Origin of the sequence: Paenibacillus sp. Soil522 (assembly GCF_001428245.1) — a bacterium.
GTDB lineage: Bacteria > Bacillota > Bacilli > Paenibacillales > Paenibacillaceae > Pristimantibacillus.
Genome location: NZ_LMRV01000002.1, coordinates 129,619 through 155,940 on the forward strand (window position 1 = coordinate 129,619; position 26,322 = coordinate 155,940).

21 protein-coding genes are annotated in these 26,322 nt (G+C 50.5%); 10 read left to right on the forward strand and 11 right to left on the reverse strand.

Annotation, left to right across the window (positions count from 1 at the left end; genetic code table 11):
* Positions 1 to 258: 258 nt before the first annotated feature.
* From ASG81_RS02425 to ASG81_RS02455, 7 genes are all read right to left on the reverse strand, one after another.
* Entirely contained in the window at positions 259 to 1,098 is an 840-nt protein-coding gene (locus ASG81_RS02425; RefSeq protein ID WP_056628669.1) for a 1,4-dihydroxy-6-naphthoate synthase, read from the reverse strand.
* Positions 1,095 to 1,805 (reverse strand): futalosine hydrolase, encoded by a 711-nt coding sequence (locus tag ASG81_RS02430; protein ID WP_081417075.1) that lies wholly within the window; start codon positions 1,803 to 1,805, stop codon positions 1,095 to 1,097. The genes ASG81_RS02425 and ASG81_RS02430 overlap by 4 nt, the downstream gene beginning before the upstream one ends.
* A gap of 71 nt (positions 1,806 to 1,876) precedes the next feature.
* Positions 1,877 to 3,244, reverse strand: coding sequence for a TrkH family potassium uptake protein (locus ASG81_RS02435; RefSeq protein WP_056628672.1), 1,368 nt, complete (start codon positions 3,242 to 3,244; stop codon positions 1,877 to 1,879).
* A 36-nt stretch (positions 3,245 to 3,280) separates the two neighbouring features.
* Positions 3,281 to 4,876: a histidine kinase N-terminal 7TM domain-containing diguanylate cyclase gene (locus ASG81_RS02440; RefSeq protein WP_056628675.1), complete on the reverse strand. Its 1,596-nt coding sequence runs from the start codon at positions 4,874 to 4,876 to the stop codon at positions 3,281 to 3,283.
* Positions 4,877 to 5,023: 147 nt separating this feature from the next.
* Positions 5,024 to 7,291 (reverse strand): PAS domain S-box protein, encoded by a 2,268-nt coding sequence (locus ASG81_RS02445; RefSeq protein ID WP_056628677.1) that lies wholly within the window; start codon positions 7,289 to 7,291, stop codon positions 5,024 to 5,026.
* Positions 7,292 to 7,495: 204 nt separating this feature from the next.
* A complete protein-coding gene (locus ASG81_RS02450) occupies positions 7,496 to 7,981 on the reverse strand; it encodes a hypothetical protein (RefSeq protein WP_056628680.1) in 486 nt (161 codons plus the stop codon).
* A gap of 211 nt (positions 7,982 to 8,192) precedes the next feature.
* A complete protein-coding gene (locus tag ASG81_RS02455) occupies positions 8,193 to 8,696 on the reverse strand; it encodes a hypothetical protein (RefSeq protein ID WP_056628684.1) in 504 nt (167 codons plus the stop codon).
* Positions 8,697 to 8,927: 231 nt separating this feature from the next.
* Here ASG81_RS02455 and ASG81_RS02460 point away from each other — a divergent pair, with 231 nt between their 5' ends.
* The 3 genes from ASG81_RS02460 (at position 8,928) to ASG81_RS02470 (ending at position 13,271) form a co-directional block, all read left to right on the forward strand.
* On the forward strand, positions 8,928 to 10,331 hold the full coding sequence (locus tag ASG81_RS02460) for an MATE family efflux transporter (protein ID WP_056628687.1): 1,404 nt from the start codon (positions 8,928 to 8,930) through the stop codon (positions 10,329 to 10,331).
* A gap of 280 nt (positions 10,332 to 10,611) precedes the next feature.
* Positions 10,612 to 11,145 (forward strand): YceI family protein, encoded by a 534-nt coding sequence (locus tag ASG81_RS02465; RefSeq protein ID WP_056628690.1) that lies wholly within the window; start codon positions 10,612 to 10,614, stop codon positions 11,143 to 11,145.
* A gap of 128 nt (positions 11,146 to 11,273) precedes the next feature.
* Complete coding sequence (locus ASG81_RS02470; RefSeq protein ID WP_056628693.1) at positions 11,274 to 13,271, forward strand: GTP-binding protein; 1,998 nt, start codon at positions 11,274 to 11,276, stop codon at positions 13,269 to 13,271.
* A 157-nt stretch (positions 13,272 to 13,428) separates the two neighbouring features.
* Here the strand turns inward: ASG81_RS02470 and ASG81_RS02475 are convergent, their stop codons facing one another.
* The 3 genes from ASG81_RS02475 to ASG81_RS02485 form a co-directional block, all read right to left on the reverse strand.
* Positions 13,429 to 13,980, reverse strand: a complete 552-nt coding sequence (locus ASG81_RS02475) for an NADPH-dependent FMN reductase (protein WP_056628695.1) — start codon at positions 13,978 to 13,980, stop codon at positions 13,429 to 13,431.
* Positions 13,981 to 14,150: 170 nt separating this feature from the next.
* A complete protein-coding gene (locus tag ASG81_RS02480) occupies positions 14,151 to 14,807 on the reverse strand; it encodes a response regulator (protein WP_056628698.1) in 657 nt (218 codons plus the stop codon).
* Positions 14,804 to 16,483: a GAF domain-containing sensor histidine kinase gene (locus ASG81_RS02485; protein WP_056628702.1), complete on the reverse strand. Its 1,680-nt coding sequence runs from the start codon at positions 16,481 to 16,483 to the stop codon at positions 14,804 to 14,806. The genes ASG81_RS02480 and ASG81_RS02485 overlap by 4 nt, the downstream gene beginning before the upstream one ends.
* Before the next feature lie 370 nt (positions 16,484 to 16,853).
* Here ASG81_RS02485 and serS point away from each other — a divergent pair, with 370 nt between their 5' ends.
* The 7 genes from serS to ASG81_RS02520 all read left to right on the forward strand — a co-directional run bounded on the left by serS (position 16,854) and on the right by ASG81_RS02520 (position 25,696).
* The gene (gene serS / locus ASG81_RS02490) at positions 16,854 to 18,134 is read left to right on the forward strand and encodes a serine--tRNA ligase (RefSeq protein ID WP_056628865.1); all 1,281 of its coding nucleotides are present in this window, start codon (positions 16,854 to 16,856) and stop codon (positions 18,132 to 18,134) included.
* A 76-nt stretch (positions 18,135 to 18,210) separates the two neighbouring features.
* Positions 18,211 to 19,980: a sensor histidine kinase gene (locus ASG81_RS02495; RefSeq protein ID WP_056628705.1), complete on the forward strand. Its 1,770-nt coding sequence runs from the start codon at positions 18,211 to 18,213 to the stop codon at positions 19,978 to 19,980.
* Positions 19,977 to 21,545 (forward strand): response regulator transcription factor, encoded by a 1,569-nt coding sequence (locus ASG81_RS02500; RefSeq protein WP_056628708.1) that lies wholly within the window; start codon positions 19,977 to 19,979, stop codon positions 21,543 to 21,545. Before ASG81_RS02495 ends, ASG81_RS02500 begins: the two co-directional genes overlap by 4 nt.
* A 101-nt stretch (positions 21,546 to 21,646) precedes the next feature.
* Positions 21,647 to 22,936 (forward strand): ABC transporter substrate-binding protein, encoded by a 1,290-nt coding sequence (locus ASG81_RS02505; protein WP_056628711.1) that lies wholly within the window; start codon positions 21,647 to 21,649, stop codon positions 22,934 to 22,936.
* Between the two features lie 91 nt (positions 22,937 to 23,027).
* Complete coding sequence (locus ASG81_RS02510; RefSeq protein WP_056628713.1) at positions 23,028 to 23,903, forward strand: carbohydrate ABC transporter permease; 876 nt, start codon at positions 23,028 to 23,030, stop codon at positions 23,901 to 23,903.
* On the forward strand, positions 23,900 to 24,733 hold the full coding sequence (locus tag ASG81_RS02515) for a carbohydrate ABC transporter permease (RefSeq protein WP_235548702.1): 834 nt from the start codon (positions 23,900 to 23,902) through the stop codon (positions 24,731 to 24,733). The genes ASG81_RS02510 and ASG81_RS02515 overlap by 4 nt, the downstream gene beginning before the upstream one ends.
* Before the next feature lie 39 nt (positions 24,734 to 24,772).
* Positions 24,773 to 25,696 carry a DMT family transporter gene (locus ASG81_RS02520; protein ID WP_056628719.1) on the forward strand — a complete coding sequence of 308 codons (924 nt, stop codon included), beginning with the start codon at positions 24,773 to 24,775 and terminating at the stop codon, positions 25,694 to 25,696.
* A gap of 153 nt (positions 25,697 to 25,849) precedes the next feature.
* Here the strand turns inward: ASG81_RS02520 and ASG81_RS02525 are convergent, their stop codons facing one another.
* On the reverse strand, positions 25,850 to 26,269 hold the full coding sequence (locus ASG81_RS02525) for a DUF1284 domain-containing protein (RefSeq protein WP_056628722.1): 420 nt from the start codon (positions 26,267 to 26,269) through the stop codon (positions 25,850 to 25,852).
* Between the last annotated feature and the right edge of the window lie 53 nt (positions 26,270 to 26,322).

Consider the following 26,322-nt stretch of genomic DNA (forward strand, 5'->3'; position numbering starts at 1 on the left):
TTCGTCTACATTTCGAAGCATTCGGAGGCAGGGAAGAGGAGTCCAAAATGGCAGAGCGTGTCCGCGCATCAGAGGGATATATAAGTTCCATACTCGTTCCAATCGAAAAAAATTTGTCTATCCTGCGATTTCAAACTTCATAGTAGAAAACAGCAGCGGCTGTCTAGGACTTTATTTTCTTGTCCTAGTTAGCCGCTGTTTCTTTTATCGTATCCGTCTAAAACTTTATTTTCTATGACAAGAAGCTTTTGCTCTGCCTTATCGCAGCAGGGAAAGGTCGAAGCCGGGCACGAGGCCTTCTTCGGCTGCGCGGCCAAGCAGAGCGGTTATCGCGGCGTAGCCATCCTCGCCTAAGTCGGCAGTAAATGCATTGACGTAAAGATCGATATGCGCCTCGGCGACATCCGGCGACAGCTCTTGGGCATGCGTCATAATATACGACTGGGATGCCTCCGGGTGAGTCCAAGCATAGTCGACGGATGCGCGAATCCAACCGGCAATAGCAGCTGTATCAAGTGAACGCTTGGCAATGATTGCCCCTAGCGGGATAGGAAGGCCCGTATCGGACTCCCACCAGCTGCCAAGATCAATCAGCATGCTGAGCCCGTAGGATGGATAAGTGAAGCGGGCTTCATGGATGACCAGCCCGGCATCGATATGACCGTCGCGAACGGCAGGCATGATTTCGTGGAAAGGCATAACGACGATTTCGCCAATTCCGCCGGGCACATTGCGGGCAGCCCACAACCGGAATAGAAGATAGGCGGTCGAACGCTCGCTTGGAACAGCCACTCGCTTGCCGGCGAGTGACGAGGGATTGCTCGTTTCTCCCCGGCTGCTGCCCGTTAATACGAGCGGACCGCAGCCTCTGCCAAGCGCGCCGCCGCAAGGCAGCAGCTTATAGTCGGATAATAACCAAGGTAGCGCCGCATAAGAAATTTTCATAACTTCGGGGCCTTCTGATTTTGCCGCCCAATTATTCGTAATATCGATGTCGGCATACGTCACATTCAATTCAGGCGCGCCGGGGATAAGCCCGTGCGTCCAAGCGTGGAAGACGAATGTATCGTTCGGGCATGGAGAGAAAGCGATATTCATGTTAATACCTCCCGTATAGCTTTGCTTGCTGCCTCTAAAGTGGCCAACGCCTCGCCAATGCGCCAGGCGGCGCGGTCACGCGGCCCGACCGCATTCGAGATGGCGCGTATTTCAGTAACCGGAATGCCGAGTCCGGAGGCGGCTACCGCAACGCCATGGCCTTCCATGCCTTCGGCCGCTGCGCCGCTAATCCGATCAGCTAGAACTGAGGTTGTCTCGGCGGTGCCGGTTGCCGTCGTGACCGTAAGAATAGGGCCGCTGCAAACCGGTAATCCAGCTGAATGAATGGCTTCAAACAGACGATTATTCCATTCGGCGCTAACGGCAATGCGAGCCGAGCCGAACCCGAGCTCGTCTAAGCTGAGAAAGCCGTCTTGCGTTTCTGCTCCTAGATCGGCAGCGACGATAAGATCGGCAACGACGAGCGAGCCGATTTCAGCTCTTCCGGCAAAACCGCCGCCAATGCCGGCGCTTATGACTAAGCGGTATGATGCAATCGCAGCGGCAAGCGCGGCCGCCGTACGAGCGGCCGCCGCCGCTGCGCCTACTCCCGCTGCGATGACGTCAACGCTCTTTATTCCTTGCAGGCCGCGAAGCACCGCATCGCGTTCGGCTTCGACAGCAGTTACGATCAGCACACGCTTCTTGGTTTTATGCAGCTCATCGTCAGATGCGTGAATAGTATCGGTATGTTGATGGGGTGTCATGAGGCAGTAATCTCCTTTAGTAAACCTATAGCTATCGTATCACTCGCTAGATTGCGGATGCAAACGGCTCCCTAGCCAATCGTGATTTTACCTTCAGGATAGCGGTACAGCTCCTTCTTCGAGCGCGTATTAAGCGCAAATGCCAGCGTGACCGGCCCTATCCGTCCTACAAACATAAGCAAAATGATGATGATCTTGCCGGGCTCGCTCAAATGGCTCGTTAATCCTGTCGACATGCCTACCGTACAATAAGCGGAAGTCGCTTCGAACAATATAGAGAGGAATGATCCGCTCTCCGTGATGGAGAGAAGCATCGATGCTCCGCAAATAATCGAGAACGCAATCATCGTAAACATAATGGCCTGATGAATTTGCTGCTTGGCAATGCGGTAACGGAACAGCACAACGTCGTCTCTTCCCCGTATCATCGTAACGATTGCCCCAATCAAGATCGCGAAGGTCGTCACTCGGATGCCGCCGCCTGTAGAGCCTGGGCCCGCGCCGATAAACATGAGCAGGATGAGGAAAAACTGTGTAACCTCCCTCAGCATGCTGGGATCGATGGTGCTCAGACCGGCAGAACGGGCTGTAATCGATTGAAATAATGCGCCAAGAAACTTGCCGAGGGCCGATAACGGCTGCAGAGTATGCGGATTGGAAAACTCAAGCGCAAAAATAACGATGGCTCCAATGATAGTGAGGATGCCTGTCACGGTTAAAACGACCTTGCTATGTAAGCTTAACTTTCTGTTTTTCGGATAGGTCACGAGCTCGGATATGACGATAAAGCCAATTCCGCCGAAAAAAATGAGCAGCATCGAGACGATATTGACGAATGGATCCTCAACATAATGGATGAGGCTGCTCGCCCTCTCCGGAAACTGGGAGAACAAATCAAAACCCGCATTATTGAAAAACGAAATACTATGGAATATGCCAAAATAAAGGGACTGCCCTACCGGCATTTCCAGCATGAAATAGCTGCTCAGCAATACCGCGCCCGACAATTCGATAACTAAGGCATAGAGCAACACTTTACGGATCATGCGCACGATGCCTTCCGTAGAGCCATAGTTCATTGATTCCTGAAGAACGAGCCGCTCGCGAAACGAAATGCGTTTGCGGAACAGCAAAGCGAATAATGTGGCCATCGTCATAAAGCCTAATCCGCCGATCTGGGCGAGCACTATAATGACCACCTGTCCGAATGTGGAAAAATGTGTGCCAGTGTTCAGGATGGTAAGTCCTGTAACGCAGATGGCGCTGGCAGACATAAATAAAGCATCAAGATAAGAAATCGATTTGTCGCTCGTGAAGGATACCGGTCTCGACAAGAGCTGTGCGCCAATCAATATGATTAAAATAAAGCCAGAGGCCATCACCTGCGGCGGACTGGGGCGAAAACGCAAAATTTTACGTAGGGCAGCTATTTTAAACATGGTGTCAACTCCACCTATCTCATCATGCTAATATCGTTATTTTACTTCATCGGTATGCACATATTCCGGGCTCGACAGATGGACCGCGTTCCGTCCGCTATGCTTGGAGCGGTAAAGGGCGATATCCGCCTCGCTGAGCAGCGCTTCCAGCGGCACGTCGGCCGTTCTCGCCTGCGTAACCCCGAAGCTGGCTGTGATTGTGATCGTTTTGGCTGCGCTATAAAGCGGATTGCCGACTATTTCATTACGGAGCCGCTCGGCAACTTGTCCGGCTTGCGCAAGCGGCGTATCCGGCAAGGCTATCGCAAATTCTTCGCCGCCATAACGTCCTAATAGTGCGTTATCGGGAAGGCATTGCTGACAAACCGCTATGACATGCTGAAGAGCAAAATCTCCCACGCTGTGGCCATAGCGGTCATTGATTTGCTTAAAATGATCGATATCGAACAATATAAACGAAATCGGCTGCTTCGTTTGATGGGCGGAGGTAAGCAGCCGTCTGCTTTTTTCCATAAAAAAAGTGCGGTTATAAATAGAGGTGAGCCCATCGATCTCGGCGAGATGGCGCAGCTTATTTTGAAGCAGCGTATGCTCCGTTACATCGATCATGACGATGGTTCTGCCTGCAAGCTGGCCATTCGGCTTAAATAGGCCGGAGGCTCTTATCCGGTAGTAGAACGTTTCTCCGCCGCGTATCCACTTGAGCTCCTGCTCATGCTCGCCTGAAGGGTCCACACCAAACGAGAAGGCACCGGATTCGGCGCCGCGCTTCCAGATGTGCTCCAGCTTCTGGCCGATCGCTGCAGGAGTGAGTGCCGGTATAATTTGCGAGGCCGCTCCATTAAAGTCCATAATTTGATTTTCCAGATTGAGCACGAGCACCCCGTCACGCATGCTCTCGAAAATATGGTCGCGCGCAATCGGGGCCACGGTGAGCAGTGACGTTGAGAAGATCGAAATGACATATAAGGCTGACGTTACGCACATGAGAATGGGAACGGGGTCCATCCCAAACGGAGTGAGCCCTAATACATACAAGAGCGCTCCCAGCATCGGGAGCGATATGCCGATAGCCATTGTCATCATTTGTTTGCGATAGATGGATTTTGTCTTCCTCCAATAGCGTGCCAAAATAAACAGGCTGGCAAACATAGACCCTGACGTGTAGATGCCGTGAATGTAATACCAAAGACCAGGCACAACATCAACCATTGTTGTAGGAACATGAGGCCGCAAATGTAGTGCTTTATAAAACAAATGATGATAATCATTTGTTTTGACCATCAGCAGAGTGATGGCTGGAATGACGAACAACCCCCAAGCTTTTTTGGGAGTGTTGAATTTCTCTAAGCCTATATAGTGCATCACCAGAAGAAGGCTGCAGGGAGCGATGAAAGGCATGCCAATGTACTCGATATTTAACCAGAAGCGAATTTCGCTCAGTGATTCGCTGGCAAGCTCGAAGGCAAAGGCAAAGGTGTACACGGCGGTTAAAATGGTCGACCACATAAATAATTTCATGCCTGTGAACTTTGACTTGTTGTAATAGGCATATATGGAAAGCAGCACGTTAAAAACACCGGAAATGATGACAATCATAATATACTGGGAAATAGGAGAATTCATAGGCATAGACAGCGGCTCCCAATGTTGCGGAATAGTAGATCGTTCTTAGCGTAACAATCGCTCGAAGCCTTGAAGGCTTGGACACATTTTACCATAGGAGTACTCTCTTCTTCAAAAAATAATATAAAAAAACGGACAGCCAGGGAATTTCCCTTAGCTATCCGTCGGTAACGAAATTTCAACGCAGGTTCCTTTGCCGAGCTCGCTATGGAATACAATGGATCCTTTGTGGGCGGTAATAATTTGCTGGCTGATCATAAGTCCCAGTCCGTTACCGTTCGCTTTTTTCGTAAAGAAGGGCTCTCCCAGCCGGAGCAGATCTTCCTCGGCAATACCACAGCCTTGATCGATAAACTGCAAAATGAGAGCATTATCGGCATTGCGCTCAAGCTTAATGGTGAGCACTCCTCCGCCAGGCATCGCTTCTATACCGTTTTTCATAATGTTCACGAAAACCTGTTTTAACTGGTTGGCTTCGCCGATAACCTCAGGAAGCTCGTCGTCAGCGAGCAAGGTAAGCTGAACGTTGCTCATTTTCGCTTCTGAATCAAGCAGCATCAAAATATTGCCGAAGAGATTGATTATAGTTATAGGCTGAAAACGGTTGGCCTGCGGCTTGGCAAACACGAGAAATTCGCTCACGATCATATTGATCTGATCGAGTTCTCCGAGCATAACCTCAAGATGAGCGGGAGACAACGAGCCGGTCTGCTGCTGCAGCTGCACGAAGCCCCGCAGCGTAGTCAGCGGATTACGGACCTCATGGGCGACGCCTGCCGCAATTTGGCCGACTACCGACAGCTTCTCTGACCGGCGGATCATTTCCTCCGATTGCTTCCGCGACGTAATGTTGCGGGAGATAGAAGCAATGGCAACAATTTCGCCAAGCTCATCACGGATAGAGGAGATCGTAATGCTTAAATCGATGAGCTCGCCTGACTTCGTAAACCGGACGGTCTCATAATCGGTTACAGAGCCACCCTCCAGCACAGTAGCCTCAAGCTGATGATGGATGCTTAAATATTCTTCAGGCACATTGTCTAACGGTTGGCCTAAAGCCTCTTGCTCGCTCCATCCGTACATCTTCTCGAAGGCTCTGTTAACCTGAATGACATTTCCCGTTAAATCTGCGACATGAATCGCATCGGACGTGTGGTTCACGAACGATTCTAAATACTGCTTCGTGCTTCGCAGCTCTTCGGCCGCATCCTTCAGCTGCGTTGTATAGCTGTACAAATTGCTGCCCATCGTATCGATGCGCGAAGCCAGCAATCCGAGCTCGTCCTTGCTGCGTATCGTTATGACTTCACCGAAATTGCCGTCTGCGATCGCATTTACTTTGTGTAAAATTTGATTCAAGCCGCGAATCATAAAGCCTGCAATGAAATAGCTCGCAATCATCGTTACGAGAACAAGCCCGAGTGAGATGAGAGATTGCATAAGAAGCTGCCGTTTGAGCGGGCTCAAAATAGAATTATGATCAAAGCTGATACAGATGACATACGTTTTGTCGATCGTAATTGGAATAAACGTTTTCATTACCCGCTTGCCCTTTAGGGTGCTTTTTGCGGTTACCGACTGGCCGCTTTTCAGTACATTTTGGATATGAATGGAATCATTGTCTTGATCAATATAGGTGTAATGTCCAAAAGGTATATCGCGAACATCCAAGTTGTACACCGGAATCCCTTTTTTCATCTTAATAATCGGACGTTTTCCGAAAAATTGCGGATCAAAGCCGGTAATTTCTAATATATCCTGCTGATCTGCAATGATTTTATTGACAATGGCATTCGTCCCGATCGAATAGTCGAAATCAAGCAGCACCTGAGCGTCAACGTAGGGATTGATCATATAGTTGGTCGTGCCGTCGTAATAGTCGCCCCACTTCTTAATTTGATTCGGGTCAGAGGTGGAGAAATTAAACGGCCCCGACCAAAAATTTTCAAGCTTTTGCCCTTGGGGAATGATGACATGGTGATGTTCAAAAAGCTGAAGGAACGCCCGGTGCCAATAATCCCATGTTTTGGAGCTCATATTAATTTCGTTCGGATCGGATGACTTTAGAGCGATGACGTCATCGCCGAACCTTTTCCACAGCGTAATATGATCGACGCCAAGCTTGTGGCTTAGCTCAACCAGCTGCTCGTTTTTGACTTTATCGATATCTGGATCAAGCTGCTGCTGCGCTGCAATGGCAGCGATTCGCAGCTTCTCGCCCATTGTATCCTCCATAGATTGTCTTGCACTCTCCGATGCTTCAATCGTCAGGCTGATTTGCTTTGCTATATTGTTAACCTGCTGCTCGAGATTAGCCTGTACCTCAGCTTTAGACGAAATATAATAAATGGTTAAGCTCAGCACCAAGATAATGGCTACAATAATTGAAATCGAAAAAGACAGTTTAGCTTTAATGGACAACAGATATCCCTCCAGAGTCTAAGGTGCACATACTACAATTAGACACGGGATGACAAAAATCCTGTAGGAAAGTTTATCTTCATTTCATAATTTTAATCTTTCCGATCACCGTCTAAACAAAAAAAGGGAGAAACAGGAATATGCTTCTCCACCAGTACGCGTATATCCGCTCACAGCTAAGCGGAAACGCGTCTTTTTATGCTGTTATGCTCGCGAGAACTGCTCTTCTTCCAAGTACTGCTCCGCTTCCTCATAGGTTTCGAAGGCGGATTCCAGATTCAGGCCGGCGTATAAATACCAGAGATCCTCTTCGAACAACAGCGTAAGTACGTCATTGTTAGGCCCGATCCAGCGCTCCTCCTGCGGAGGCTTGCGTTTTTTCTTTTTCCCCGTTTCCGGTTTCTCCGGCGGCGTGGTCGCAAGGGAGCTGATCGATTTCTCGATAAGCGAGCGAAGCTCTTCCTCGCTGTAGTCCCGAATATTGACTAGGCCCTTATTATCGGTAGCGATGCCGGGCACCAAACCGGCGAATACATAGCCGTTTCCGTTCGGATGCAGATGGTGCACGACCGTTTTTTTCTCATGCGCACTCTCTTCGTAATGGAAGTTTGTGCGGCCCAGAGAAACATCCTTTCGCTGCAATTCAGGAAAGCTTTCAATTATAGCCAGCTTTTGTTCAAAGGATAGCATCGGTTATTTTTTTCCTCCTAAAGGTTTGCGAAGCAAACCATCTTCGTAAGCGTGGACTTAGGTTTGCGAAGCAAACCATCTTCGTAAGCGTGGACTTAGGTTTGCGATGCAAACCATCTTCGTAAGTATGGGCTTAATTTTGCGAAGTAAACCATCTTCGTAAGCTGCTGTTGCGATGCTTGTGATTATACCATACAGAAGGAGGGAGCTGTTACATGTCTTTCTTCTTCATTAGAAGAATCATGGCGCCGGCTATAATGAATACGATGGCGAATATTGGCTGGCTAAGCACAAACTTGCTGTAGATGGAGCCAATCGAGAAGGCAACGAAGAAGAGAAGCGAGAGCGCGGTCAAAATGTTAATCGGAATAAGCAGCCATTTGTTACGGTTGCCAAACCAATAAAATTCGAACAGGCCAATGGCAACGGCGAGAATAAAACCCGGCCACATGTAAGCCCAGTTGTTGAAGAGCATGGCGATCTGACAAATGACGCCTGCGGTGAACAAGATGCCTCCGGGAATTAAGAGGCCAATCCCTTTTCTGCCGATCATAGCGAAGTACAGCCAGTGGAAAAACAGGCCAAGCGGGATCACGAATAACGATGGCCAGAAGTAGGTGAATATTTTGCCGGGACCAAATGCCTCGCCTTGGTTTAGAAATAAAAAAACGCCGAGCAGCAGGAGGACCAGTCCGCTAATTGTTCTTACATTCATTGTTTTGGAGCACCCCAATCCTTGTCATATTAGCTGGATTCAGCATAGCACACAAAGAAAATAGCTGTCCTCCTGCTGCAGGTAAAAAAGGGAACTAGACTAAAGTCCAGTTCCGCATGCGGGATACCATAATTTTATTGGTGTAAAAGAGCTATTCTAACGTGCAATAGACACCTTTATGTGCTAGGATACCTTGTGCTTTAATTTTCATATTTAGAAGAAGGTGACATGATGACAACGGCAGAGGCCGGTAATGGTCAAGGGCAGCAGGAGCAGAAAGGTTTGAATATATTTTTTCTGACTTGGCCTATATTTTTGGAGATTTTTTTGTTTATGCTCATGGGAATTGCAGATACGCTGATGTTGAGCGCGATTTCGGATAATGCGGTATCAGGCGTCGGGGCATCCAATCAATATTTGCATATTGCCATTTTGCTATTAGAGGTAATCGGCAACGGGGCATCGATTGTAGTCGCGCAGTATATCGGCTCCCGGAAGTTTATTGAAGCTGCGAAAATATCAGCGCTGGCGGTAACGCTCAATCTGCTCGTCGGGCTGATTATAAGCATGACGTTCGTGCTGTTCGGCGGCCAATTGCTGCAGACGTTGAATTTGCAGGGCGAGATACTGGCTTATGCCAAAAGCTATCTATCGATCGTAGGCGGGATGATCTTTTTGCAGGCGATTATTAATTCGATTGCCGCCATTATTCGCGTGCACGGCTTCACGAAGGAGGCGATGTACGTATCGCTTGGGATGAATGTCGTTCATATTATAGGTAATTACCTGTTTATTTTCGGGAAATTCGGCTTTCCGGAGATGGGCGTCCAAGGCGCGGCAATTTCATCGGTCATCAGCCGGGCGCTTGCGCTCGTTGTTTTCTTCTGGCTGCTGTACCGGATTATGTCGGTGAATGTAGAGCTTCGCTACTATTTCTCGATGTCCAAGGAATACATTTCCAAAATTTTAAAAATCGGCATCCCGTCTGCGCTTGAGCAGGTCATGTACCAATCATGCCAAATCGTGTTTTTGTATTATGCGACTTATCTTGGCGCAGCTTCCTTGGCCGCCAAAAATTATGCGAACAACATCTCGATGTTCACTTACTTATTTGCGTTCGCGATCGGCATGGGGACGTCGATTATCGTCGGCAGGCTGGTCGGTGCGGGAGATCAAACGTCAGCCTATTACCGGGTTTGGAAAAGCGTGCGCTGGGCAAGCGGCGTAACCTTGTTCGCGGTCTTACTCGTTATCGCTTTCCGGGAGCCGCTTATGGGCATGTTTACGGATGACGAGGAAATCATCCGGCTAGGGGTAAACGTCCTGCTGCTTAGTATCGTGCTGGAGACGGGTCGTACGATTAACATCGTGCTCGTCAACTCGCTACGGGCGTCAGGGGATGCCAAATTTCCGCTCTGGATCGGCATGGGCTCGATGGTGGCGATGAGCTTGCCGCTCGGTTACTTTTTTGTATTCCAGCTGAATTTAGGCTTGGCCGGCATTTGGCTGGCTATTGCGGCGGATGAATGGCTGCGCGCATTTATTATGTTTTTCCGCTGGAGAAGCAGAGCTTGGGAGAAGCATGCGCTGGTCAAGCGTGAGCATAAGGAGAAGGCAGCTGTTCTGCATACGTAATGCGGGGAGAACAGGCACCGGCATCATGGGTATGACGCATAATTGCAGCATGAAGTGAATACATTCATTAAAGCATTAGGGGTGTCCAAGAAGTAGTTAATTAAACTTCCAGGGCATCCCTTTTTAAAATAAAAAGCCGGCATTTTTACGCATAAAAACTTAAAAATACAATTGACAAAAATAGGAATGCACAATAAACTGTAATTGTACATAAGTTAAGTTAGTACATTGTAAAAAGTAAGTAAATGATGAATCAAGCACTATTAGGAGGGAATTTCATATGGCCAAATCACAATGGACGGTTGATCCCACGCACAGCAGCATTGATTTTTCAGTTAAGCATATGATGATCGCTAAGGTAAAAGGCACTTTCCATGCATTTGAAGCCAATATCGTGGCTGACGCGTTTGACCTGACATCGGCTGACATTCAGCTGACGGTTGACCTAAACAGCGTTGACACACGAAACAAGGACCGCGATGCGCATCTGCGCACCGCCGATTTCTTCGATATAGAGAAATTCCCATCCCTCGTATTCACTTCGACAGCCATTACGAAAACGGATGACGGCGAGTATTCTGTCGTTGGTGACGTGAACCTGCACGGCGTAACGCGTTCCGAGAAATTTACCGTGAGCTTCGAAGGCGCCGGCAAAGACCCTTGGGGCAATGAGAAGGTAGGCTTCAGCGCTGCCGGCAGTCTGAAACGCAGTGACTACGGCTTAACTTATAATGCTGTGCTCGAAACAGGCGGCGTTCTAATCAGCGACGAAGTGAAAATCTCGATCGAAATTGAAGCGATCCATCAAGGCTAATATGTATGATTAGCGTTTATATAAAGCGGCTTATCGGGCAATTGTCCCGGTGGGCCGTTTTTTGTTGCCGTTAAACGCTTTCAGAGTTACGATAAGGAAAGGAACAGCGGGTAAGGGAGACATGCGGGATGGAGCTTAACGATTCAAAACATATACGGAATATCGGAATTTTCGCTCATGTTGACGCGGGGAAGACGACAACGACTGAGCAAATTTTATACCATAGCGGGCGTATCCGGTCGCTTGGCAGCGTTGATGCAGGTACGGCGCAGACGGATTTTCTTGAAGTTGAACGCTCCAGAGGAATTTCGGTACGTGCGGCGGCGACGCGTTTTTCATGGCAGGGCGCGACGATTAACCTTGTAGATACTCCGGGACATGTCGATTTTCTTTCGGAGGTCGAGCGGTCGCTGCGCGTGATGGATGGAGCGGTGCTCATTATTTCGGCGGTCGAGGGCGTCCAGGCGCAGACGGAGGTCATTTGGCATGCCTTACGGGAACGAAGCATTCCAACGCTCATTTACGTGAACAAGATGGATAGAATTGGGGCCGATCCACTCGGAACGCTGCAGCAAATTCGGCGTTTGCTTTCGCCGCAGGCAGCACCGGTGCAGGCGCCGTTCGGTGTGGAGGACAGCTTTGGCGGCGCGGTGAGCTTACTGGGCGAGGAGGCAGGCGATTCGGAGGAGACGAAAGCCTACTTGCAGCTGCTGGAGGAAACGGTGGCTGAGCGGGAGTCGCTGCTGCTGCTTCACTATTTAGACTGCGGCGCGCTGCCGAAGGAGGAGCTGAAGCAAATGCTGCTTTCGCTAACGCGGGAGGGAGAGCTGTTTCCGGTCTTATTCGGCGCGTCGAACAGAGGAATCGGCATCGAGCCGCTCATGCAAGCGATGGTTACGCTGCTGCCTCCGCCGTCCACCGTCACGGATGGACCGGTGTCGGGCGTCGTCTTCCGCATTGAGCGTGATCCGGCGATGGGGCGGATCGCCTATGTGCGGCTATACAGCGGCGTTATCCGCAACCGTGATTCCGTTCGAAATGAGTCGCAGCAGATCGAGGAGAAGGTTACGCAAATCCGTAAAATCGACGGGCAGAAGGCCGAGGATGTCGGTCTGCTGGCGGCTGGCGATATTGCCGCCGTTTGCGGCTGGAATCAGGCGCGTATTGGCGATATTATCGGCTGCGCCAAATATGTTCCCGGAGAGACGCGGCTGGCCGTACCGCTCCTGACGGTCCAGGTGCGCTGGAACAATGAGGCCGAGTATCCGGCCGTCGTCGCGGCGCTGCATGAGCTGGCGGATGAGGATCCGCTGCTCGATTTGCAGTGGCTGCAGGAGCAGCGCGAGCTGCATCTTAAGGTGATGGGTCCGATTCAGATCGAGGTGCTGACGCATGTATTGCACAATCGCTATGGCTTGAAGGCTGAATTTGGCGAGCCGTCGGTTATTTATAAAGAGACACCTGCACAAACGGGCGAGGGCTTCATCGCGTATACGATGCCGAAGCCTTGCTGGGCGATTCTACGGTTTCATATCGAGCCCGGCGAACGCGGAAGCGGGATAACCTTTCGTTCCATCGTCCGCCCGGAGCGGCTGCTGGAACGCTATCAGAACGAGGTTGCTAGAAGTGTGCCTGAGGCGCTGCAGCAAGGTCTTTTTGGCTGGGAAGTAACGGATCTGAAGGTGACGCTTGTCGAAGGAGAGCATCATGTTTGGCATACACATCCGCTAGATTTTGCGGTGGCTGCGCCGATGGGGATTATGGATGGCTTATCCCGCATAGGGGTTAAATTGCTGGAACCGATGCTGTCATTCCGTCTCTCTGTTCCGGAGGAGACAGGCGGCAAGCTCATGAATGAGCTCATTCTGATGCGTGGAGAGTTCGATTCGCCGGTCGTCAGGCAGGAACGAATGGAAATCGAAGGGATGCTTCCGGTAGCGACGTCCCTCGCTTTTCCGGCGCGGTTTGGTTCACTCACGAAGGGGAGAGGGGTCTTATCGACCTTCTTCGCTGGCTATCGCGAATGTCCGCCGGATGTGAAGGCGGAACGGGTGCGCAGAGGCGTTAACCCGCTTGATCAATCCAGATATATTTTATCCGTTCGCAAAGCGCTTGCAGGCACGTAGCCGCAAGCGTTTTTTCTTGTGCGCCCATGCTTGCCGCACAAAAAGAGGACGCCAGTCGATGCTGGCGTCCTTTCTTTATCCATAGTAATCGGGAATACTCGGTAACACCGGGTGTGACGAGCTTATTGAAGAGCGGAACGCGGCTAAACTTGGCATACTAATTCCCTCTAACCAACGCAGCGAGCTCTATAAACGATAAGGCTGCGCGATGAATGCGGTCATTAATATCCTGTCCGCCGCCCTCATAGCCGGCATATCCTTCAACCAGCAGGCTGCGCTGGGCTCCTCCGATAGAGATCCATTCCGGCGAGTTGATCCCGTGCAGATTGCGCACAATGGCCTGAAGCTGCAGCAGCGAGCTTGTGCCGACGGCGCCTCCCGAGGAGCTCATGGACAGCACGGCTTTACCGCGAAAATGCTCCTGTCCCAGGTAGTCCAGCGCATTTTTGAGCACGCCCGAAATGCTGCCGTGGTACTCGGGCGATGCAAGCACGATCCCGTCGGCTTGCAGCATTGCTTGCCGCAATTGCTGGACTGACGCGTGATCCTGATCAACTCCATCGGGAGAGTAGAAGGGGAGCGGCGTTTGGAATAGATCAAACAGCTGTATGGTGTGCCCTTTTTGCGAAATCAGCTGCCCCACAATAGCTGCTAGACGCGTGCTGGTTGCAGACTTTCGGTTGCTTCCGGATAGGATTATGATTTTCATAGTATTCGTCCTTTCGTTTTACGTTTTGGATTGGTTATATCGTATCATTCCGGCTTGGATATGACGTCCGTAATTGGAATGATTTTAAACAAATAGAGCATTCAACCATTGGATGAATGCTCTACGACTTTAGTCTGATAAGCCCCTCTGCCAGCGGGCAGCCCCAGCCGTTACGCTTGATCGAGTCCATGCTTCACCGCATATATGGCAGCCTGTGTACGATCGGTCAAACCGAGCTTGCTTAAAATGCGGCTGACATGGCTTTTCACTGTTTTTTCCGAAATGAACAGCTCTTCCGCAATGGACCGGTTGCTCTTGCCCGATGCAATGAGCCTTAACACATCCTGCTCCCGAGCCGTTAACCCGGAAATGCCGTCATCGGCTATTACCGGCGAAGCTTGGTCTGACTCGGCATACTGGCTCATCAGCTGGCCGGCGACGTCGGGATGAAGCTCGACTTTGCCCTTATAGACGTTATGGATGGCGCGTACGAGCTCTTCCGGCTCGATATCCTTGAGCAAGTAGCCCTTGGCGCCGGCGCGGATGGCCGGAAGCACATGATCCTGATCGGAAAAGGAAGTAAGAATGATCACTTTTACATGAGGATGCAATTGCTTGATTCGTGCAGTCGCTTCAATGCCGCTCATTCCGGGCATGTTGATATCCATTAAAACGACATCAGGCTGCAGCGCCTCAACTTGGGCTAACGTTTCTTGCCCTGTAGCCGCTTCGCCAATAAGCCTGATCTCCGTTTGCGTCGATAAAAAAACCTGCAAGCCTCTCCGCACCACCCTGTGGTCATCGGCCAAAAGCAATTTAATCGTCATTTCTCCGGCCTCCCTCTTCGTTCAACTGAAAGAGGAAGCATAACCTCTATCGAGGTGCCTTTTCCAGTTTTGCTGTGCAGCCGAAAGCGGCCGCCAAGCATTTCGGCGCGCTCCCGCATATTGGACAAGCCGAATGATTCTTGACCCGCGGCTGCGCCTCTTCGCTTCATGCCGCGTCCAAAGTCAGTAATGGTTAGCAAAATATCGTCTGACTGCACGCCGAGCGTCACGTCGACCTTCGATGTGCCGGCATGCTTGGAGACGTTATTTAGCGCCTCTTGCCCAATGCGCCAGAGCGCCTCTTCAGCCGTATGCGTTAACGTCACCGTGCAGGTCATTTGTCCGTTAACCTGTAAGCCAAGCCGGGTGCCGTACTCGGCCAGAGCGGTAACGATCCCTCTTTCTACGCCCGCGGGCCGAAGCTGGACAATAAGCGCCCGCATTTCCTTTAAGGCGTCCCGGGACAAGGCTTGCATGTCCTTTACGGCGTTTTTGGCAGTATCCAGGTTTTGGCCCTCAAGTAAGGACTCAACGCCCTTGGCTGTCATGCTGATGGAAAATAGCATTTGGGATACGGAGTCGTGCAAGTCGCGTGCCAACCGGTTCCGTTCTTCAAGCCGGGCCAAATCGAGACGGACCTCCTCTAACCGGGCGTTCTCCATAGCGATTGCGATATGCTCCGCAACTGCCTCAAGTACCGCACCGTCCGCATGATTAAGCCCGCTGCTCTTGTGATGGCCAATGACTACTATACCGCATGCGGCGGTTCCGCCGAACGTGACGGGAGCGGCAATGACGGATTGAAGAGTCAATAGCCGAGCATGCTGCTCCGTGCTTCCGCTAAGCACGGAGGCGTGAGCGGACTCTATTCGTTGATGGCCGTGGGCGCGAATCGTTTGATCGAGCCAGGGCGCCTCAGCAATTGAAATGCGCGTATTAGGCGTTAGTAGTGTATCACCGTAATGCAGGCTGCGTACAAAAGAATATTCCCCTGAACGCTCCAGCAATGCGGCAAACGGCCAATCGAAGTGAGCTCCTATAAGCTGCATAGCACGCATATTCAATTGTCCGCGGGCATCCTCTCCGCTCAGGGCGATCGTTAAAGAACGGCTGAATCCGCCAAGCCGGGAAAAGAGCTCGGCTCTTCGCTGCTCGGTCTCATGAAGCCTCATTCTTTCGACGGCGACGCCAATCTGGAACGCGACCGCTTGCAGCAGCGCGAGCTCCTCGCCCGTAAAATGCTCTTTCCCGGGAGCCCCGACGTTCAATACGCCGAATTTCCGATCGCCGATGCGAAGGGGAACTGTGGCATGGTGAGTGAAGCCGCAGGTGTCCCCCGTATTTGCAGCCCGGGCATTTACGAGTCTTTTGCAGCTTAATATATTGACCGCGTTTTTTAGCCGTCCATCCTGATAACGGTCCAAGCACCAGCACGAACCGCACTGCATAAGCTTCTTCTCACCGTACAGCAAGGCGGGCGGCAAATTGCGGTCCGCAACGCATTCGTACTCATGATTGGATTCGACTAGAAAAATCCAACCGAAGGATAATCCGGTTACTTCAAGAAGCCTGCCCAGCACCGTATCCAGCATGTACGAAAGATCGTTGGATTGGTTTAAAGTTTCGGCTATTGCCTTGAGTGTAGTCAGCTCCTGTACATGAAGATCATCCGTCACGGTTTCCGTTCCTCCGATCTGTCCTTTTTCGTAACAGTACTATTCGTGAGCTGACGGACCAAAACCTTTTCACCTGGGAATGAATATACAAATGCACTTGTTTTCCTTATTATCAATATGTTATATTACTAAAAAATTAATGATCAGATCACGCCAGTGAAGAGAATCCAACTCGGAGGCGTTCTCGTCAAGGGGAGGGAAGCTCCTTCCCCCTAAGTTTACCGGACCCGCCCGTTACCGCGGAGCAAAGAGGATTGAACAGCCTGTCTGTTTGGTCAATTTGGGTGGCACCGCGAGTAAAAGCGCTCCTCGTCCCATAAGGGATGAGGAGCGTTTTTTGTATTTTCATAATGAAAAGGAGCGCGGTGGCATGTTAGACATGAGATGGATTAGGCAAAATCACGAGCAGGTTCAGACGGTGGCGAATCAGAAGGGAATTTCGGTTTCCATTGCCGACCTGCTGTCGCGGGATGAGAAGAAACGCCGGCTTTTGCAGGAGACCGAGGCTTTAAGGGAGAATCGCAACAAGCTGTCGCAGCACATCGGCACGCTTGTTATGCGCGGTGCCCGCGATGAAGCGGAACAAACCAAGCAAAAGGTAAAGGAAACGAACAAACAGCTGGCCGCTGCGGAAACGGAGCTTGCGAAGGCCGAGCGGCATACAGCAGAGCTGCTGGCTCTGGTACCCAATATCGTGTCGCCGGACACGCCGGACGGCCGTTCGGATGCAGACAATGTGGAGCTGAAACGGATCGGCGTTGCGCCGGACTTCACATTCGCGCAGAAGGATCATATGGCTCTGGGCGAGCTCCACGATATGATTGATGTGAAGCGGGGCGTTAAGGCGGCGGGCAGCCGCAACTACTACCTGAAGGGAGCGGGCGTGCTGCTCCACCGCGCCGTTCAGCAGCTGGCTATTGATTTGCTTTTGCGAAAAGGCTTTACGCTGCTTGAAGTCCCTTTAATGGTTCGTACCGATGCAATGAGCAATACCGGCTTTTTCCCGCTTGGCGAGGATCAAACCTATCGTATTGCAGGCGACGATAAATGGCTGGTCGGCACCTCGGAGGTGCCGCTGATTACCTGCTACGCCAATGAAATTGTAGATGCCGATGCTCCGATCAGGCTGGCCGCCGCATCGGTCTGCTTCCGCAGCGAGGTCGGCTCGGCAGGCAGAGACGTTCATGGGCTGTACCGCGTTCACCAGTTCGCCAAGGTCGAGCAGGTCATCCTGTGCAAAGCTGATCCCGAGCTGTCGGAGGCGCTGCTGCAGGAAATAACGGCGAATGCCGAGGAGCTGCTCCAATGCCTGGAGCTGCCTTACCGGGTCATGGCGGTTTGCACCGGCGACATGTCGCAAAAAACGTATAAGCAATACGATATCGAGACATGGATGCCGAGCCGCGAGGCTTATGGGGAGACGCATTCGTCGTCGAACCTGCATGATTTTCAAGCGCGCCGCTCGAATATACGTTACCGGGCCGAGGACGGCGAGTTAAGGTTCTGTCACACGCTCAACAACACGGCAGTGGCAAGCCCGCGCATACTCATTCCGCTCCTCGAGAATCACCAGGAAGAGGATGGCTCGATCCGGATACCGGCGGCGCTTCAACCTTATATGAATGGAATGGAACGTTTAAACATGAAGTAAACGCAATATGCGGCAAGGCGTTCATATTTCATTTGTAATATAATTAAAACATCACTTACTAAGGAACGGAATCCGTATGGCATATAAAAAAAGCTTATTTTTCAAATTGCTTGTCGGCATGCTTATTGCTGTGGTGGTGCCATTTACACTATCCAATCTGATCTCGTATAAAACCACATCGGATTCGGTAGAAGAGCAGGTTATCGCTCTCAACCAGAATACGCTGGATATCGGCATGGACAATGTGAAGCGTTACTTGCTTAACCTTACCCAATTGTCGGTTGCGTTCTATAATGATCAAACGCTGATGAGCCACTTGCGGTCCAGGGAAACGGCCCCCTTCCAAATGCTCTATATTACCGCTAAAATTTCAGACTTATTCAACAGCTATTCCGAATTAAAAGCGGTACGTTACGTCAGCGCGGCAAGCGGACGGACGTACATGAACTCGCATTCTACGCTGCTCGAGCCATCCCTTCAGCTGTCGCCTTCGGAAATTCCGAAGACGGAAGGGGAGAATTGGGATGTAACCCGGGGATATGAGGTGCTGATGCTCGGCGAGGAGCGGGTATTGGCTTTCCATAAGCCGCTCGTCGATTATCCGAGGCCTGACGTGCTCGGGCTCGTTTCCATTTATGCAGGACATACGGAAATTTCCGGCATCATTCGTCCGTTGTCCGATGCCCAAAGGGGAGAAGAGGTATTTCTTTATATTCAAAAGCAGTTCGCGCTGCTTTATGCATCCGGACGGGAACCGGGCGTGGAATTTGACGGACCGCAGTCTCAGCCGGAGCATTGGGGGGAACGCGGTTATGTAAATGGAAAGCTGGACGGGCGAAAAGGAGTGTTCGTGTACGTTCAGGACCGGTATCAGGATTTGCCGCTGTCTCTGGTCAAATTCGTGCCTGCCGAAGTCATCAATAAGGCGGCCGAGAAAACCTTGAACTTCACGCTGGTTCTTCAGCTCAGCTCACTCTTTTTTATAATCGTATTCGCTTCCATCTTGTCTTATCGCACGATCGTTCCAATCAAGCGGCTGCTGCGCAACATTGTGCAGCTGGAATCGGGAAATTTCCGCGTCAGGGAGACATCTGGGCGTACGGATGAGATCGGCGTGCTGGAGCAGCGATTCCAAACGATGGTCGGCAGGCTGGACGACTTGATCAACAACGAATACCGGAGCAGATTGGAGCTTACGACTGCAAGGCTCAAAATGCTGCAGGCGCAAATTAACCCGCATTTTCTATATAATGCATTGCAATCGATCGGAACGATGGCCCTTCGCCACCGTGCCGGCGAAATCAGCGATAAGATCGCCGAGCTCGGCGCAATTATGAGATACAGCATGGATTTGAAGTCGGAAACCGTGCTTCTGCAAAAGGAAATCGAGCATATCGAGCACTATTTGTCCCTACAAACGGGCAGGTTTAGAAACAAGCTCTCCTACACGCTTTCCTGCCCGAACGAGGCGCTGTCCATCAACGTTCCGAAGATGATCCTGCAGCCATTGGTGGAAAACAGCATTGTTCACGGCATAGAAAGGGGCAAGGGGACAGGCACGCTGCATATCGGCATTGAGCTTGGCCTTGGTCTCGTGATTCGGGTTATGGATACCGGGAAAGGAATCGAACCTAAAGTGCTGGAACGAATCAGAATGAGCTACGAAAAGCGTCAATTACAAGGATCGGATGAGGGCGGTATCGGGCTCCTCAATGTGCTGTACCGTTTGCATTTGTCCTACGGAGCGGATTTCGAATGGGACATTAGCAGCATTCCTTATGAAGCAACCGTTATTACGCTACGTTTTCCGGTTGAAGTTGGCATCGAAGGAGGGGAACGGCCTTGAAAGTATTGATCGTGGATGATGAAGAGCATGTGCGGGAAGGCATTGACCTAGCCGTTGAGTGGGAAAAATTCGGGATTTCCGAGCGGCTGCAGGCGGAGGATGGCCGGCAGGCGCTCGACTTACTGCGGCTGCATAAACCTGCCATTATGTTTTGCGACATGTGTATGCCGGGTATGGACGGTACGGAGCTTTTGCGCCAACTGCGGGAGGAAGCCTTTGATACACAAGTCATAGTAGTCAGCGGGCATGATGATTATCAGTACACGCGTGCTGCGATACGGGCGAATGGACTCGATTATTTGCTCAAACCTTTTTCCAAACGAGATCTGGAACAAGTTCTCGAACAAGCCGTAACGGCTTGGAAAAACCGGGAAATAAATCTGCTTGAAGAGCGGGAAACCGGCTTCAGGATCAAGCGGGCCGACGCCTTGGTCGATGAGCAGAAGCTGGCCGCTTATTTAAAAGGGGAATCCGCCTTTCATGAGGGGGTACGGGGACTGCTGTATAAAGTGGGTCTTTCCTCAGAACGGCTAAGAGTGGCGCTCATACTGCCTTGCAACCGCATGGATCTTGTGGACAGGCGTTTTAAGGGCGATAGGGAGCTGTTTGTTTTTGCGATCAACAATATTGCCCATGAAACGCTTAGAGCTTACGGCGCCCATTATTTATGCAGGTTCGATGACTATCAGTGGATTCTGCTAACGGACTTGGCCGGCAGCTACCGGTCAGCTTCAGAGCACCGGCGCTGCATGGAGAAGGTAACGAAAGCATGGCGGGACATTCTGGGGCTGGACACGCTTATAGGAATGAGCGATTCGGAAGCTGACCCTGCTGGTTTGCTTGGTGCGATTGGCGAAGCCCGCTCCGCCTTGTTAAAGTCCGATATAGGGGAAGTTTCCGCTGGAGCGGAAATCGCCCCGGGGGAGCTCCCGCGGCTGACGGATCAACAGTTTCTGCTGCAAACCACCCTTGATAACGGCAATAAGGCTTATGCGGCCGAGATTATTCGCTCTTTCGTACAAAGGCTCCGAAAGAGAGGAACGCTTCGGCTGAAGGATCTGCAGGCCTGCACGATCGAAGCCAATCTCCTTTTGGAGCGGGCAAGCCGGCTGATGCATTCAAGCAAGGTAGCGGCGGATCTTCTGATGCCGCTGTGGATTAGCAATTTGAACGAATGGGAGAGGACGTTCATCCAGCATTGGTGGACCCTCATGGAGGAACAAGGGCAGGGCGGCATGGGCAACCGCGGCATGGAGGCGATCCGGGAGTATATCGAACGGCATTTTCACGAGGATCTGTCGCTGTCGGTTCTGTCGGAACGATTCCATTTCAGTCCGCAGTATATCGCCAAAAAGTTCAAGGAGCTGTACAATACGACCGTGATGACTGCTTTAACCGAGCTTCGGATGGATAAGGCCAGGTCTTTGCTCCGATTTACGGACAAGCCGGTTTCGGAAATCGCCAATTCCCTCGGCTACGACGACGAGAATTACTTTGGTAAAGTGTTCAAGAAACAGCAAGGCGTCTCCCCTCTTCAGTTCCGGAAGCAGCACCGAGATTCATAGATTCCTTTTTTGGGCGAATATATTCCCTGCCCCTGAGTATGCGGAAAAGATACAATCGGAGTGTAAACAAGCTTCATTCTAATTCAAGGGGGATAAAACGAATGAAAAAGTTGATTTCTACGGTCTGCACCATGGCATTGCTTCTGATTTCCTTAGCGGGCTGCGCAGGCGGAGGGGATGCTCCGAAAAACAACGCCGCTTCTCCGAACAGCACGTCAAGTTCAGGCTCAGGGGAAAAAGTGACCCTTAAGCTGCTGCAGTTCAAAGCGGAAATCACAGATAAAGTAAAGGCGATGGCCGATGACTACATGAAGGAAAATCCGAATGTCGTCATTGAGTCTCAAGTGACAATGGATTACGACACGATTCTCAAAACCCGCTTTGCTTCCGGAGATGAACCGGATATCTTCATGACCAAAGCATTCACCGACATTACGGATTGGTCCGACAAGCTTGTCGACTTGTCTAACGAGCCTTGGATGAGCAAGGTATCCCCTTCCGCAGTGGCGGGTATGACGGTTGACGGCAAAAAACTGGGCTTCCCGATTGCCTTCGAAGGTTACGGATTCATCTACAACAAAGAACTCTTTGCCAAAGCGGGCATCGACAAGGTGCCGACAACGCTGACAGAGCTTAAGCAGCTGAACGAAAAACTGAAGGCGGCCGGCATATCGTCTTACGCTGAAGGCTACAAAGAATGGTGGATACTTGGACAGCATCTGTTTAATCTGCCGTTCGCCGCTGAAACAGACCCGGTAGCTTCCATTGAAAATATCAATAAAGGCCAGCTGAAAGTCAAAGATATCGCCAATATGAACGGGTTCTTCGATGTTCTTGACTTGACTGTAAAATACGGCAAAGGAGCGGAATCCGTCGGTGTCAGCTATGACAACCAGGTATCCGATTTCTCATCCGGCAAAACGGCCATGATGCAGCAGGGAGTATGGACTATTGATTCCATCATGAAAATCAATCCGGACATCCAAATGGGCATGTTCGCGATTCCGCTGAACGATAACGCCGCTGAAACGAAAATGCCGGTCGGCGTTCCAGGCTATTATGTCCTTAACAAAAATTCCAAGCACGTGGACGAAACGAAAAAATTCCTGACTTGGCTGCATCAAAACGGTCAAAAGTATCTGGTCGATTCCTTTAAGCTGATTCCTGCTTTCACCGATCTGAAGACGACGCCGGAGCTCGGACCTTTGGCGAACGATCTGAGCGCTTACGTAGAGAAAAATCAAACGCTTCCTTGGGCACACACGCTATGGCCGTCCGGTGCGAACCAAGAGTTCGCGAAGCCGCTGCAGGCATACGTCGGCGGTCAAATGACGAAAGGTCAGGCTATCAACGAAGTTCAGAACATGTGGAATGCCCGCATAAAACAGTAATCCATACTTCAACGTGACTATTCGATGTATGGTTTCCGTAGCAGGGGGTCATACATCGAATGGTTTATAGAAGATAAAGGAGACTTACAAGATGAAATCAGGAACTCGTAAGCTATGGACGTATGTGATATTTGTCGCGCCTGCTTTGTTCTTTTTCACGCTGATCATTCTGGTGCCGTTTCTGCGGGCCATTCTATATTCATTTCAGGATTGGAACGGAATAAGCAGCGATATCGCCTGGGCCGGCTCAGACAACTATGCGACGATTTTGAAGGACACCGGGTTCCACAAGTCGTTTGCTTTTACTCTTAAATTTGTGTTTGTCATTACCATTTTGTTAAATCTGTTCGGATTTTTACTTGCTTTGGTGCTGAACATGTCACTGAAAAGCCGTAATCTTCTCCGGACCGCTTTTTTCCTTCCGTACGTCATCGGACCTGTTATCATCGGCTTCATATGGCAGTTCATTTTCACGAATCTGTTCGCGGAAATCGGCAAAGCCACCGAATGGTCGATGTTTATGAAAAACTGGCTCAGCTTGCCAAGCTATGCTTTCTGGTCGTTAGTCATTGTCACCGTATGGCATTCCGTCGGATATTTCATGGTTATTTACCTGGCGGCGCTTCAGGGCGTTCCGACGGATTTGCTGGAGGCTGCGGAAATCGACGGGGCCGGAAGATGGAAGCGCATGCTGAACGTAGTGCTGCCGCTCATTCGTCCGGCGATGACGATCAACTTGTTTTTGGCGATTTCCTCCGGGTTCAAGGCTTTTGATTTGAACTTTGCCCTGACGAGAGGCGGACCGTTCGGATCGACGGAATCGATCGCGTATCACATTTACTTAGACGCATTTACGAAGAACTTGTTTACTCTTGCTTCGGCGAAAGCCGTCGTGTTCTTCCTGGTGCTGGCGGGTATCACTCTTGTGCAGGTGTCGGTAATGAAACGCAAGGAGGTAGAAATGTGAAAAACGGTCGCTACAACATAAGTACTCTCGGACTCGAACTGCTCATGATTGCGCTGGCGCTAATGTTCTTTTTTCCGCTGTACATGACGTTTATTAACGGGTTCAAATCCTATAACGAGGTCGTTACCTCCGTCGTAGCGCTTCCTGAGGTGTTCCAGCTTAAAAATTTCATCACGGTATGGAAGCAGCTCAATTTCTTCGGCGTGTTCATGAACTCTATCATCATCACTGTCATATCCGTAGTAGGCACTCTGCTTATCAGCTCGATGGCCGCTTACCAATTGGTCCGCCGTCCAGGTAAGGTAAGCAATGCGATATTTCTGGGTATTCTAGCGTCGTTGATCATTCCGTTCCAAACCCTGATGGTGCCGCTTGTGAAGGTAGCTAAGGATCTGGGCTTCATCAATTCGCTCCACGGAATTATCATTATGTACTGGGGCTTCGGCGTTCCGCTTGCGCTGTTCCTGTATCATGGCTTCATCAAAGGAATCCCGCGCGAATTAGAGGAAGCGGCTCACATTGACGGATGCGGCACGTTCGGTGTGTTTTTCAAGATCCTGCTTCCGCTGCTCAAGCCGATTACCACGACAATCGCCATTTTACATTCACTCTGGATCTGGAACGACTTCCTGCTTCCGCTAATTACGCTGAGCAGCAATAGCACCAGAACGATCCCGCTGGCGGCAAACATTTATTTCGGCCAATACACGAATGAATGGCATCTGGCGATGGCGGCTTTAACGATGGCAGTTGTGCCGATCATCTTGTTCTTCCTGTTTATGCAGCGGTACATTATCCAAGGTATTACGGCCGGTGCGGTGAAAGGCTAGAAGATCCTAATGTATGTGCAAAAAAAAGAGGTGTGATGAGTGGGTTATGTGCTGCTGTTCCTGGCGACGTTTTTATGGAGCTTCGTCGGTATTCTTGTAAAGAGTGCATCGGCTATGGCGGACAGCATGGTCATTACTTTCGCGCGCTTCGGTTTTGGCATCGTCTTTCTTGGTCTTTATATCAGATGGAAGGGTCCCGGCATAAAACTGCGGTTCAACTTAAATTGGATTTGGATAGGCGCGCTTGGGAAGAGCTGCAATTATTTTTTCGAAAATATGGCGATCTCCACCGGGTATTCTTACGGCAACATTCTTGTCAGTCCGATTACAACCATTCTGCTGTTGTTTATTTCGGCACTATTCCTTAAAGAGAAAATAGATTTTAGAGGATGGATTGCCGCTTTCTCATGCATACTCGGCGTGCTGCTGATCAGCTGGAACGGGATGTCCTTGTCCGATCTCCTGCAGGCCGGCGCCTTAACGACAGGGTTGTATGCCTTATCGGCTGTTGGTGTCGTGTTTCATGTGCTTAGCCAAAAGATGCTGATCAAGGAAATGGATGCCGGCAATATGAATTTTAACATTTTCATGCTGTGCACGATCATGATGGCTTTACCGCTTCCGATTGGTTCGTCGTGGCCGGAACTGGAACAAGTGAGCTTCTGGGCTATCGGCGCTCTGGTGGCACTCGGCTTGATCACCGGACTAAGCTTTTATTGGTTTTCACAAGCGCTTCAGACGGTTCCCTTTACTGTGGCGGTTCTAGTCAGCAATTGTTCCATACTTTTCACGGTATTGTGGTCACATTTGGTATACAAGGATCCGGTTACCGTTTATCTAATAGCGGGAGTGGCCATCTGCATGTCGGGTTTGTTGCTGTTAAATTTGCCGAGACGTCGAGAAAAAGTCAAAGTGATAGCAAATGTCATGACAGAGGCAGATGACAGCACTGTAACCCGATAGGGAAGCAGAGCTGTTTTTTAAAATATAAGAATTTATAAGTTTCACATTTATAAATAAGCTTTTATTTCACCGCGAAACGAGCTGTATCCGCCAAAGGACGGCGACAGCCGTTTACGCTTGTGGAATGATAGCTATTAGAATGGTCTTTCTCTCTTAAGCGCCTACCTTAGGCAGCGGCTTGCCCGCTTTAATCAGCCCTACACCATCCGCGCAAACGCCATACTTTTCCCAAGGACATGTCTGGCATAGATGACTGATGTCTTCGGGTACCATGGTTTCGGCAACTCGGCTGCAAAGAGACTGCCAGCTGCTCCTCTCGTTTACTTTAAGCCCGAGTTTCTTGAGTACCGCCTCATCCAAGCCGTAAACGGTTCCCTCGCAATGGTTGCTTTTGTCCTGCGGATAGGCTCTGCAAACGTCGTCTGGACCGGTTATAATCTCAACCTCGGTTTCGGGATTTGTGCGCAGCGTTTCATAGATGGCGGTCATATTTACGCAAAAATCAGCCGAATACCCCATACCCCGGTAGCCAAGCAAACAAAGCAGATGATGCCCGCGCAATCGAATCGTCATCGTTTTACCGCTCCTTATGCTTTAAACTTCCTTAAATACTTATTCTGAATCAC